This window comes from Pseudomonas sp. 58 R 3 (assembly GCF_900006605.1).
Taxonomy (GTDB): domain Bacteria; phylum Pseudomonadota; class Gammaproteobacteria; order Pseudomonadales; family Pseudomonadaceae; genus Aquipseudomonas; species Aquipseudomonas salomonii.
This window is the reverse complement of the sequence record NZ_CVTT01000044.1, coordinates 61719-74011: the sequence shown is the minus strand read 5'-3', so window position 1 is coordinate 74011 and position 12293 is coordinate 61719. Positions and strand designations below refer to the sequence as shown.

Here is a 12293-nt window from a genome sequence, read left to right as displayed (position 1 = left end):
ACCCCCTGCTCGGATTGTTAGGGTGGGCGGCCGAACAGGAGAACATGCAAATGGATTTCACCGGCAAAACGGCAATCATCACCGGCGGCGCGCGCGGGCTGGGCCTCAGTTATGCACGAGCGCTGGCCCAAGGCGGCGCGCAGGTGGTGATCAGCGATATCGGCGCCGACAAGCTGGGCGCCGGCACCGATGCGTCGGTGGTGCACGCGGCGGCCGCAGCCTTGCAGGCCGAAGGGCTGGCGGTACTCGGGCATGGCGGTGACCTGTCTACGGACGAGGCCTGCCGACAACTGATCAGCTTCACCCTCGAGGCTTACGGCCAGCTCGATATCCTGATCCATAATGCCGGTTGGGTCGGTTACCAGAACATCGCCGACCTTGACGCCGGCTTCCTTCAGCGTGCCATGGACATCAACCTCTACGCGCCGCTCTGGCTGTGCAAGCACGCCTGGCCGCACCTGCTGCGCTCGGCGGCGCCGCGCATCATCCTGACTACCTCCGACCGCGCCATGTACGTGCAATACGAGCAAACCGGGCTGGTGGCCTACAGCGCCGGCAAGATGGCGCAATTGGGCATCATGAACGCACTGAGCCATGAAGGCGCCGAGGCCGGCATCAAGGTCAACGCGATCTCGCCGGTGGCCAAGACGCGCATGTGGGGCGTGACCGACGAACCGGATGAACTCAAGCCTGAGTGGGTGACGCCGGGCGTGGTGTTCCTGGCCTCTGGGCAGTGCCAGGACACCGGCTATATCCTGCGTGCCAGCAATGGTCAATTCACCGCCACGCGCTTTACGGAAAACCCCGGAGTGGAGTACCCGCGTAATCTTGCGCGCATCAAGGCGGCCAGTGCGCAAGAAGTCGCCGCCGCGTGGTTGCGCATCAAGCAGCCGCCTCTGTAAGCGGGCCGCTTGACGCTGACATTGCTGGCGCGACATGCTCCCGGCTTCTATGAGCAAAGGCCCGACCATGGACAACAGCCCTATTCGCATCACCGCCGAAGAAACCCTTTCAGACAGCTGGTACAACTTGAAAAAGTACAGCTTCGACCTGCGCCGCCAGGATGGCAGCTGGCAGGCTCAGACCCGTGAGGTGTATGACCGGGGTAATGGCGCGACCATCCTGTTGTACAACCGTGAGCAGCGCACGGTGCTGTTGATCCGGCAGTTTCGCATGCCTACGTTTGTCAACGATTACCCTGGCTACTTGATCGAAACGGCTGCCGGGTTGCTGGACAATGCCAGTCCTGAAGAACGTATTCGTCTGGAGGCTGAGGAAGAGACCGGGTATCGCGTGGGTCATGTGGAAAAAATCTATGCGGCGTTTATGAGTCCAGGGTCGGTGACAGAGCGGATTCACTTTTTTATCGGTGAGTATTCGCAGGCGGATCAGATTGGTAAGGGGGGCGGGCTAGCGGAGGAGGGCGAGGATATCGAAGTGCTGGAGCTGGGGTTTGAGCAGGCGCTTGCGATGGTGCGCAGTGGGGAGATTGTTGATGGCAAGACCATCATGCTGTTGCAGCATCTGGAGTTGCGGATGCTTAAAGATGGCTGGTAATTGAGTGGGGTGATTGAGTACATCGCCCACCACTCGGTGCCTCGCCTAGGCTCGGCATGCCAGAACGAAGGCTTGAATCCGTGGGCCGCCGCGATGGGCCATCCCTGGCCCAGCGCGGCTAACCCGGCGTCCTGCCGGGTTGCCCACGGATTCAAGCCTGCGTTCGGCCAGCGTGGTTGACGGGGCGATTCTCAGATCAAAAGCAGATCAAGATCAAAAACAGAGCACGGCGGCCTGAAAGCCGACCTGAGTGGTTGAAGCAAGAGCCGGATCACGTGCAAATCCAAAGCGTATCTACTTGATGCAACACGGTCTAAATGTGGGAGCGGGCTTGCTCGCGAAAGCGGTGGGTCAGTCAATTTATCTGTCACTGACCCACCGCATTCGCGAGCAAGCCCGCTCCCACCTTTGACCGAGTATTGCTCTGCTGTTGCTGTTGCTCCGGCGCCGGCCCTTACATCCTTAATGGATAGGTATCCAATCCAACCCTCCCGACTACCGGCTATTGTCAGAAATTTCCCACAAGAGTACAAATGTACTCCATGACAACCCTGACCCCCCGCCGCACCGCCATCCTGACCTTTATCCGCGACCGCATCGCGCAACAAGGCCAGCCTCCAAGCCTCGCCGAGATCGCCGAGGCGTTCGGTTTTGCCTCGCGCAGCGTCGCACGCAAACATGTGGTGGCCTTGACCGAAGCCGGCTTTATCGAGGTCAACCCCAACCAGGCCCGTGGCATCCGCCTGCTCAACCAGCCGGCGCGCCCTGAGTGGCTGGACGTGCCGGTACTCGGCCGTGTCGCCGCCGGTCTGCCCATCGGCGCCGATGCCGAAGTGCACAACCGTCTGCAACTCGACCCTGCCACTTTCGCCAAAACCCCGGATTACCTGCTGCGTGTTCAGGGCGATTCGATGATCGAAGACGGCATCCTCGACGGTGATCTGGTGGGCGTACGCCGCAGCGTCGAAGCCTTGAACGGGCAGATTGTGGTGGCGCGCCTGGACGGCGAAGTCACCATCAAACGCTTTGAGCGCCACGGCGAGCAGGTGCGCCTGCTGCCGCGCAACCCCGCGTATCAACCGATTGTGGTCGGGCCGGATCAGGACCTGGCCATCGAAGGGGTGTTCTGCGGCCTGGTGAGGCAAGGTTGATGGGCGCCGTCGTTGCTCTGGACACGCTGTTCAATGGCGGCCGCGTCTGGAAAGGCCGGCCCGCCGCGCCACCCGCCAGCGTGCACCCCACTGGGCTGGCGGCGCTGGACGCGGTGTTGCCCACGGGCGGTTGGCCGGAGTCGGCGCTGAGTGAAATCCTGATGGCGAAGGAGGGCGTTGGTGAGCTGCAATTGGTGTTGCCCACCCTGGCCCGCTTATCAACGGCGGGCGAGCGCATTGTGCTGGTGGCGCCGCCTTACACGCCGTACCCCCACGCCTGGCAGAATGCCGGGGTGGATCTGCGTCAGCTTTCGGTGATACAGGCCGAGGCGCATGACGTGTTGTGGGCGGTGGAGCAGTGCCTGCGTTCCGGCAGTTGCGGCGCGGTGTTGTGCTGGCCGCGCAAGGCCGATGACCGTGCCTTGCGGCGCTTGCAGGTGGCGGCCGAGACCGGCCAGACCCTGGCGTTTGCCTGGCGCGCTTTGAGCGAGTCGGTCAATTCATCGCCCGCCGCCTTGCGCCTGGCCGTCGAGGCAAAACCTGCGCAAGTGCGGGTGCTCAAGTGCCGGGGCGGTTTGGCCCACCCGGCGCCGATTGCCCTGGCGGGGCACTGAGGTTGCCATGCGCTGGGTGTGTATTGTCTTCCCGCAATTGGCGCTGGACGGGGTGCAGCGTGTGCACCCCGAGCCGGACCAACCCTTGGTACTGCTGGCCGGCACGCCGCAGCGGCGCGTGCTGCAAACCGTCAATGCCGCTGCCCGGGCCTTGGGGCTGCGACCAGGTCAATCGCTGACGGCCGCGCATGCCCTGGCCAAGACCTTTGCCAGCGCCGAATACGACCCCGCCGAAATCGAGCGCTGGCAGCAGTTCCTCGCCGCCTGGGCCTACCGTTTCAGCTCCCAGGTCAGCGTGTATTACCCGCGTGCGTTGCTGTTTGAGATCGAGTCAAGCCTGGGTCTGTTCGGGCCGTGGCCGCAGTTCGAGGCGCGCTTGCGTCAGGAGTTGAGCGAATTGGGCTTTCGCCACCGTATCGTCGCCGCGCCCAACCCGGCGGCGGCGCGGGTGCTGGCCAATCTCTACGATGGCCTGGCGATCGGCGAGGACGCCTTGCAGCAGGCGCTGGCGCCACTGCCCATCGACCGCGCCGGCCTTGACCCGCAGGCGGCCACGGCCTTGTCGCGTATGGGCTTGCGCACTTTGGCCCAAGTGCAGGCGTTGCCTCGGCATACGCTGGCGCGGCGCTTTGACGCCGGCTTGCTCAAGCACCTGGATGCCCTGAGCGGGCAGCGCCCACTGGCCCTGGCGTTTTACCAGCCGCCGGATCAGTTCGACGTGCGCATCGAGCTGAATTTCGACGTGCAGTCACACCAGGCGTTGCTGTTCCCGTTACGGCGCCTGACCGGTGATTTGTCCGCCTTTCTCTGCGGGCGCGACAGTGGCGTGCAGCGCTTCGACTTGCACCTGGAACACGCCCAGGCGCCCGACAGCGTGATCAAGGTCGGCCTGCTCAGCGCCGAGCGTGAACCGTCGATGCTGTTCGAACTGGCCCGTGGCCGCCTGGAGCAGGTGCAAGTCACCTCACCGGTGCGCGGTTTTCGCCTGGTGGCCCAGGACCTGCCGGTGTTTGTGCCGCAACGCCAGGACCTGTTCGACGATCGCCCGCAACAAACCTTGCCTTGGGAGCAACTGCGCGAACGCCTGCGCGCACGGCTGGGCGATGAGGCCGTCCAAAGCCTGCGCTTTCACGCCGACCACCGCCCCGAATGTGCCTGGCAGGCGAGCGCCGACAGCCGTGCGTGCCCGACCTTGCACAAGGTGCAGCGCCCCGGCTGGCTGCTGACTGAACCGACCTTGCTGGCCGAGCAGGGCGTGCAGATCCTGATGGGCCCGGAACGTATTGAATCCGGCTGGTGGGACGGCGCCGATATCCGCCGCGACTATTACCTGATCCGCACCCGTGCCGGCCAGCAAGGCTGGGCCTATCGCCATGTAGGGCAAAACGACGGGCTGTGGCTGCAAGGCTGGTTCGCATGAGCTACGCCGAGCTGCATTGCCTGTCCAATTTCAGTTTCCAGCGCGGCGCGTCCAGTGCGCTGGAGCTGTTCGAACGTGCCAAGCGCCAAGGCTACAGCGCCCTGGCAATCACCGACGAATGCACCTTGGCGGGCATCGTGCGGGCCTGGCAGGCGGCGAAGGCGGTGGGTTTGCCGCTGATTATCGGCAGCGAGATGCGCATCGAAAACGGTCCGAAACTGGTATTGCTGGTCGAAGACCTCAGCGGCTATCAACACCTGTGCCGGCTGATTACCCTGGCTCGCCGCCGCGCCGAAAAAGGCCGTTACCGCCTGCTGCACGCCGACTTCGAACAACCGATGCCCGGCCTGCTGGCGCTGTGGGTGGCCGAAGACAGCGACACCCAGGCCACCCTCCAATGGCTGCAACACACCTTCGCCGAACGCCTGTGGCTGGCGGTGCACCTGCACTGCGGCCAGGACGATGCGCGCCATTTGCAGCAGCGCCTGGCCCTGGCCGCCAGCCTGCAGATTCCGGCGGTGGCTTGCGGCGATGTGCACATGCACGCCCGGGGTCGCCGCGCCTTGCAAGACACCATGACCGCGATCCGCCATCACGTGCCGGTGGCCGAAGCCGGCACGCGCCTGCACCCCAATGGCGAGCGGCATTTGCGCAGCCTCGAGGCGTTGGCCGCGCTGTACCCGCAAGCGCTGCGTGATGAAACCCTGGCCATCGCGAAACGTTGCACCTTTGACCTCAGCCAGTTGCGCTACCACTACCCACGCGAGCTGGTGCCCGCAGGCCATGATGCCCAATCCTGGCTGCGCGCGGTGACTGAAGAAGGCATTGCTCAACGCTGGCCCCACGGTGTCGACGCCAAGACCTTGCAGCAGATCAACAAGGAGCTGGTGCTGATCAGCGAGCTGGGCTACGAAAGCTACTTTTTGACGGTGCATGACATCGTGCGCTTTGCCCGCAGCCGTTCGATCCTGTGCCAGGGCCGGGGTTCGGCGGCCAACTCGGCGGTGTGTTTTGCCTTGGGCATCACCGAAATCGACCCGAGCCTGACGAGCATGCTGTTCGAGCGTTTCCTGTCCAGGGAGCGCAATGAACCGCCGGATATCGACGTGGACTTCGAACATGAACGCCGTGAAGAGGTGCTGCAGTACGTATTCCAGCGCTACGGCCGCACCCGCGCGGCCTTGACGGCAGTGGTCAGCAGTTATCACGCGTCCGGCGCGGTGCGTGATGTGGCCAAGGCCCTCGGTTTGCCGCCGGACCAGATCAACGCGCTGGCCGACTGTTGCGGACGCTGGAGTGAAGATGCGCCGCCGCTTGCGCGCCTGCGCGAAGGCGGCTTCGACCCGCAAAGCCCGATCCTGCGGCGTGTGCTGACATTGACTCAACAACTGATCGGCTTCCCCCGGCACTTGTCCCAGCACCCTGGCGGCTTTGTGATTTCCGAATACCCGCTGGACACCCTGGTGCCGGTGGAAAATGCCGCCATGGCCGAGCGCACCATTATCCAGTGGGACAAGGACGACCTCGACGCCGTGGGCCTGCTCAAGGTGGATATCCTCGCGTTGGGCATGCTCAGCGCGATCCGCCGCTGCTTCGACTTGCTGCGCCGCCATCGCGATCGCGATATGTCTCTGGCAGGCATACCCAAGGAAGACCCGGCCACCTACGCAATGATCAGCAAGGCTGACACCATCGGCGTGTTCCAGATCGAGTCGCGGGCACAGATGTCGATGCTGCCCAGGCTCAAACCGAAGAATTTCTACGACCTGGTGATCGAGGTGGCGATTGTGCGGCCTGGGCCGATCCAGGGCGGCATGGTGCATCCGTACCTGCGGCGCCGGAATAACGAAGAGCCCACCACTTATCCGTCACCTCAACTCAAAGCCGTCCTTGAACGTACTTTGGGTATACCGCTGTTCCAGGAACAGGTGATGCAGATCGCCATGGTCGCCGCCGACTATGGCCCCGGCGAAGCCGACCAGTTGCGCCGCTCCATGGCCGCGTGGAAACGCCATGGCGGCCTCGAACCGCATCAGCAGCGCCTGCGCACCGGCATGCTCAAGAACGGCTACAGCGAGGAATTTGCTGCGCAGATCTTCGAGCAGATCAAAGGCTTTGGCAGCTATGGTTTCCCCGAGTCCCATGCGGCCAGTTTTGCCTTGCTGACCTACGCCAGTTGCTGGCTCAAGTGCCATGAACCGGCGGCGTTCGCCTGCGCCTTGATCAACAGCTGGCCCATGGGTTTCTACAGCCCGGATCAGATCCTGCAGGATGCGCGGCGCCACCGCTTGCAGATCCGCCCGGTGGACGTGTTGGCCAGTGACTGGGATTGCAGCCTGGAGCCTGTCGACGGCCAGCAACCGGCAATTCGCATGGGCTTGCGCATGATCTCGGGTTTTCGTGAGGAGGATGGGCGGCGTATCGAGGCGGCGCGCCAGCGTCGGGTATTCAGCGACATTGCCGACCTGGACGAGCGTGCCGGGCTGGATGCGCGGGCCCAGGCGTTGCTGGCGGATGCCGGGGCCTTGCGTGCGTTGGCGGGCAACCGGCACAGGGCACGCTGGGAAGTGGCAGGCGTGCATAAACAGTTGGGCTTGTTCGCGGGCCTGCCGAGCCCCGAAGAAGCGGCGGTGCAATTGCCGGCGCCGACGGTTGGCGAAGACTTGCAGGCTGATTACGCCACGGTTGGCACCACCCTGGGCCCGCACCCGCTGGCGTTGCTGCGTGATGAGTTGCGTAGACGCCGCTGCCGCAGCTCTTTGGAGCTGATGACGGTGGAGCATGGGCGCAATGTCAGTGTGGCCGGTCTGGTGACCGGGCGTCAGCGCCCTGGCACCGCCAGTGGCGTGACCTTTGTGACGTTGGAGGATGAATTCGGCAACCTTAATGTGGTGGTGTGGCGCGACCTGGCAGAACGCCAGCGCCCAGCATTAGTGGGGTCGCGGTTGCTCAAAGTCGACGGGCGCTGGGAGGCGGTGGGTGAGGTGCGGCACCTGATTGCCGGGCGTCTCACCGACCTGACGCCACTGCTGGAAGGCATCCCTGTGCGCAGCCGGGATTTTCATTGAAGGCAGTGGTTTTTGCCGCCATTACCTCCTAACTTATAACAAGTGAAACCATCCGCCGCTGGCGCGCTCCAAAACGTTGCAAATACCCTCTCTTTGCACAGAGCCAACCGATGCAATTTTTATCCAACCCTTATGGCTGTGAAGGCTGGTCCGGTGAAATGGCCCAGCGTATCCGTGCCTTCGATTGGTCGACGACCGACCTGGGGCCGATCGACACCTGGAGCGCCAGCCTGGCCTGCAACGTGCAGATGATGCTGGCCTCGCCCGTGCCGATGGTGATGCTGTGGGGGCGGTCGGGCTATATGATCTACAACGACAGCTATTCGGTGTTTGCCGGCGGCCGGCACCCGTATTTGCTCGGCACGCCGGTGGAGCTGGGCTGGCCGGAAGTGGCCGAGTTCAATCGCCACGTGGTCGACACCTGCCTGGCGGGCGGCACCTTGACGTTTAACAACAAAGACCTGGTGTTGTTGCGTAATGGCAAGCCGGAAACCGTCTGGCTGGACCTCTATTACAGCCCCGTCGCCGGGGATAACCAACAGCCGGCCGGGGTGTTGGCGATTGTGGTGGAAACCACCGAGCATGTGCATTCCGAGCGCCTGCGCCAGGAACTCACCCATAACCTGGAGCAACGCGTCGCCGCCGAAGTGCAAGCGCGTTCCGCCGCCGAAGACCAGTTGCGCCAATCCCAGAAGCTTGAAGCCATCGGCGGCCTGACCGGCGGCGTGGCCCATGACTTCAATAACCTGCTGCAAGTGATCGCCGGCAACCTGCACCTGCTGGCCCGCAACGAGCCGGACAACCCCCAGGTGCAGCGCCGGGTCACGGCGGCCATTGCGGCGGTGGAGCGCGGCGCCAAGCTGTCCTCGCAACTGTTGGCGTTTGCGCGTCGCCAGCCGTTGTCGCCGGCGGTGTACAACCCACAACGTATCTACGCCGGTTTAGGCGAACTGCTGCAACGGGCGTTGGGTGAGACCATTCATATCGATGTGCAACTGCCCCAGGACTCCTGGTGCATCAATGTCGACCGCAACCAATTGGAGAACGCGCTGCTCAACCTGGCGATCAATGCCCGTGATGCCATGCAAGGCGAGGGCGTGATTCGCATCAGTGGGGAAAACATCATCCTCAACCCGGGCGATTGCATCGGTAAAAGCATCAAGCCCGGTGAATACGTGCGTTTGGCGGTGACCGACACCGGTGTCGGCATGCCCCAGGAGGTGCTCAAGCGTGCGTTCGAGCCGTTTTTTACCACCAAGCGCGAAGGGCATGGCACCGGCCTGGGCTTGAGCATGGTGTTTGGTTTTGTGCGCCAAAGCGGCGGGCATGTGGAGGTGTGGAGCGAGGAGGGTAAAGGCTCGGTGGTGCAGATGTATTTCCCCCACAGCCTGGAACCCGAATGTGGTGAGGTCGACACCGAGCAGGCGACTCACAGCGGCGGCCAGGAAACCATCCTGGTGGTCGAGGACAACGAAGGCGTGCGCCTGACCGTGGTCGAGTTGCTGCAGCAATCGGGCTACACCGTACTGACCGCCGAAGACGGCGACCGGGCCATGCAGGCCCTGCAAAACGACGTGCGCCCGGACCTGATCTTTACCGACGTGGTGATGCCCGGCCGGGTCAAAAGCACCGACCTGGCCGACTGGGCCCGCGTGCAGCACCCGCCGGTGGCGGTACTGTTCACGTCCGGCCACACCCGCGACATTCTTTCCAGCACGCATTTGCTGAGCCCCGACATTCATCTGCTGAGCAAGCCCTACAGCCCCGAAGCCCTCACGCAACGGGTGCGCAGCGTGCTCACCGCCAGACAAGGTTGCCCATGACGTCACAGCGCGACATCCCCCCGATCACTGCCCAGCGCCCAGGCTTTGTGCGTGTGCGCGGCGCCCGCGAACACAACCTGCGTAACGTCGATGTGGACATTCCCCGGGATGCCCTGGTGGTGTTTACCGGCGTATCGGGTTCGGGCAAATCATCCCTGGCGTTTTCCACGGTGTATGCCGAGGCTCAGCGCCGCTATTTTGAATCGGTGGCGCCCTATGCGCGGCGCCTGATTGACCAGGTCGGCGTGCCCGATGTGGACGCTATCGAAGGCTTGCCACCGGCCGTGGCCCTGCAACAACAGCGCGGCACGCCAAGTGCACGCTCGTCGGTGGGCAGTGTCACCACCTTGTCGAGCCTGATCCGCATGCTGTATTCGCGTGCCGGCAGTTATCCGCCGGGGCAGGCGATGCTGTACGCCGAGGATTTTTCACCGAACCTGCCCCAGGGCGCTTGCCCGCACTGCCACGGTTTGGGCCGCGTGTATGAGGTGACCGAGGCGCTGATGGTGCCCGATCCGTCCTTGACCATTCGCCAGCGTGCGGTGGCGTCCTGGCCCTTGGCGTGGCAGGGGCAGAACCTGCGTGACATCCTTGTGACCCTGGGCTATGACGTGGACATCCCGTGGCGCGACCTGCCGAAAAAGCAGCGCGACTGGATTCTGTTTACCGAAGAAACCCCGACCGTGCCGGTGTACGCAGGCTTCACCCCGCAGCAGACCCGCGACGCGCTGAAACGCAAGCTGGAGCCCAGCTACCAGGGCACGTTCAGTGGCGCGCGGCGCTATATCCTGCACACCTTCAGCCACACCCAAAGCGCCCTGATGAAAAAGCGCGTGTCGCAGTTTATGCAGGGCAGCGCCTGCCCGGCGTGTGAGGGCAAGCGCTTGAACAAGGCGGCGCTGTCGGTGAAGTTTGCCGGGGTGGACATCGGCGCGCTGTCGCAGCTGTCGCTGGCGCAGTTGGCCGAGTTGCTGCGCCCGGTGGCGGCGGGGCAGGACACGATGAAACTGTCGGTGGAAAAACGCCTGGCGGCCCAGCGTATCGGCCAGGACTTGCTGGAGCGGGTCAGCACCCTTACCGAGTTGGGCCTGGGCTATCTGTCCCTGGAGCGCAGCACGCCCACATTATCGTCCGGGGAATTGCAGCGCCTGCGCCTGGCCACCCAATTGGGTTCGCAATTGTTCGGCGTGATCTATGTGCTGGACGAACCCTCGGCGGGCCTGCACCCGGCGGATGGCGAAGCCTTGTTCACTGCGCTTGAACGCTTGAAAGCCGCCGGCAATTCGTTGTTTGTGGTGGAACATGACCTGGAAACCATGCGCCGCGCCGACTGGTTGATCGACGTGGGCCCGGCTGCCGGTGAGCACGGCGGGCAAGTGCTGTACAGCGGCCCGCCCGCCGGGTTGGCGGATGTGCAGGCGTCGCAGACGCGCGAGTATTTGTTCGCCGAGCGGCGCACTTGCAGCCGTACGCGACGTGAGCCGTCCGGCTGGCTGAAGCTTGAAGGCGTGACGCGTAATAACCTCAAGGACCTGAGCGTGGATTTCCCGCTGGGTTGCTTTACGGCGGTGACGGGTATTTCCGGTTCGGGCAAATCCAGCCTGGTCAGCCAGGCACTGTTGGAACTGGTGGGGACAGGGCTGGGACGTGTGCTGGAAAGCGACGAGGAACCGAGCCTTGAAGACGCTGCCCCGCAAAGCAGTGGCGGGCGGATCAGCAGCGGTTTGGAACAGATTCGACGTTTGGTGCAGGTGGACCAGAAACCCATCGGCCGCACGCCGCGTTCCAACCTTGCGACTTACACCGGGTTGTTCGATAACGTGCGCAAATTGTTTGCGGCAACGCCGGCGGCCAGGAAGCGTCATTTCGATGCCGGGCAGTTCTCGTTCAACGTCGCCAAGGGCCGTTGCCCCCATTGCGAGGGGGAAGGGTTTGTCAGTGTCGAGTTGCTGTTTATGCCCAGTGTGTATGCGCCGTGTCCGACCTGTCATGGGGCGCGTTATAACCCTGAAACGTTGGCGATCAAGTGGCAAGGCTTGAGCATTGCCCAGGTGCTGGAGTTGACGGTGGAGCAGGCGGTCGAGGTGTTTGCCGAGCAGCCTGGGGTGTTGCGTTCGTTGCAAGTGTTGCGGGATATCGGTTTGGGGTATCTGCGTCTGGGGCAGCCGGCGACCGAGCTGTCCGGCGGTGAGGCGCAGCGGATCAAGTTGGCGACCGAGTTGCAACGTAATGCCAGAGGCGCGACGTTGTATGTGTTGGATGAGCCGACTACGGGTTTGCATCCTCGGGATGTGGACCGTTTGCTGAGTCAGCTTAATCATCTGGTGGATGCGGGGCACACGGTGGTCGTGGTGGAGCATGAGATGCGCGTGGTGGCCCAGGGGGACTGGGTGATTGATATTGGGCCGGGGGCTGGGGATTTGGGCGGGAAGGTGGTGGCTCGTGGTACGCCGCAGAAGGTGGCCAAGAGCAAGGCCAGTCGCACTGCACCGTTTTTGGCGCGGGAGTTGGTGTAAGTTTCAACGCCGATTAACTGTGGGAGCTGGCTTGCCTGTGATGGCGGTTTGTCGGTGTACATATCCGTTGCTGCGGTAACGGCGGCCTATGGTTCCGCTCTTACAGCGGGTCACTTTTGGCAAACGCCCGGAATGCCGGCCCAG

General features: G+C 63.5%; 8 protein-coding genes. All 8 read left to right on the top strand.

Features of this window, described 5'->3' with window-relative positions; all coding sequences use genetic code 11:
• The first annotated feature begins 50 nt into the window (after window positions 1-50).
• Window positions 51-902 (top strand): SDR family NAD(P)-dependent oxidoreductase, encoded by an 852-nt coding sequence (locus BFP92_RS11405; protein ID WP_065929563.1) that lies wholly within the window; start codon window positions 51-53, stop codon window positions 900-902.
• Between the two features lie 67 nt (window positions 903-969).
• A complete protein-coding gene (locus tag BFP92_RS11400; protein ID WP_065929601.1) occupies window positions 970-1557 on the top strand; it encodes an NUDIX domain-containing protein in 588 nt (195 codons plus the stop codon).
• Between the two features lie 533 nt (window positions 1558-2090).
• Window positions 2091-2708 carry a transcriptional repressor LexA gene (gene lexA, locus BFP92_RS11395; protein WP_058422526.1) on the top strand — a complete coding sequence of 206 codons (618 nt, stop codon included), beginning with the start codon at window positions 2091-2093 and terminating at the stop codon, window positions 2706-2708.
• Entirely contained in the window at window positions 2708-3322 is a 615-nt protein-coding gene (gene imuA / locus BFP92_RS11390; protein ID WP_065929562.1) for a translesion DNA synthesis-associated protein ImuA, read from the top strand. The genes lexA and imuA overlap by 1 nt, the downstream gene beginning before the upstream one ends.
• A gap of 7 nt (window positions 3323-3329) precedes the next feature.
• Window positions 3330-4742 (top strand): Y-family DNA polymerase, encoded by a 1413-nt coding sequence (locus BFP92_RS11385; RefSeq protein WP_065929561.1) that lies wholly within the window; start codon window positions 3330-3332, stop codon window positions 4740-4742.
• Entirely contained in the window at window positions 4739-7810 is a 3072-nt protein-coding gene (locus BFP92_RS11380) for an error-prone DNA polymerase (RefSeq protein ID WP_065929560.1), read from the top strand. Before BFP92_RS11385 ends, BFP92_RS11380 begins: the two co-directional genes overlap by 4 nt.
• A 110-nt stretch (window positions 7811-7920) precedes the next feature.
• Window positions 7921-9633, top strand: coding sequence for an ATP-binding protein (locus tag BFP92_RS11375; RefSeq protein WP_065929559.1), 1713 nt, complete (start codon window positions 7921-7923; stop codon window positions 9631-9633).
• Window positions 9630-12149: an excinuclease ABC subunit UvrA gene (uvrA, locus tag BFP92_RS11370; RefSeq protein ID WP_065929558.1), complete on the top strand. Its 2520-nt coding sequence runs from the start codon at window positions 9630-9632 to the stop codon at window positions 12147-12149. Before BFP92_RS11375 ends, uvrA begins: the two co-directional genes overlap by 4 nt.
• Window positions 12150-12293 lie beyond the last annotated feature (144 nt).

Bases quoted from the DNA above. Each gene is read 5' to 3' on its own strand.
- BFP92_RS11380 (WP_065929560.1), top strand. From the start codon at position 4,739: ATGAGCTACGCCGAGCTGCATTGCCTGTCCAATTTCAGTTTCCAGCGC.
- lexA (WP_058422526.1), top strand. From the start codon at position 2,091: ATGTACTCCATGACAACCCTGACCCCCCGCCGCACCGCCATCCTGACC.
- BFP92_RS11385 (WP_065929561.1), top strand. From the start codon at position 3,330: ATGCGCTGGGTGTGTATTGTCTTCCCGCAATTGGCGCTGGACGGGGTG.
- BFP92_RS11400 (WP_065929601.1), top strand. From the start codon at position 970: ATGGACAACAGCCCTATTCGCATCACCGCCGAAGAAACCCTTTCAGAC.
- BFP92_RS11405 (WP_065929563.1), top strand. From the start codon at position 51: ATGGATTTCACCGGCAAAACGGCAATCATCACCGGCGGCGCGCGCGGG.
- imuA (WP_065929562.1), top strand. From the start codon at position 2,708: ATGGGCGCCGTCGTTGCTCTGGACACGCTGTTCAATGGCGGCCGCGTC.
- BFP92_RS11375 (WP_065929559.1), top strand. From the start codon at position 7,921: ATGCAATTTTTATCCAACCCTTATGGCTGTGAAGGCTGGTCCGGTGAA.
- uvrA (WP_065929558.1), top strand. From the start codon at position 9,630: ATGACGTCACAGCGCGACATCCCCCCGATCACTGCCCAGCGCCCAGGC.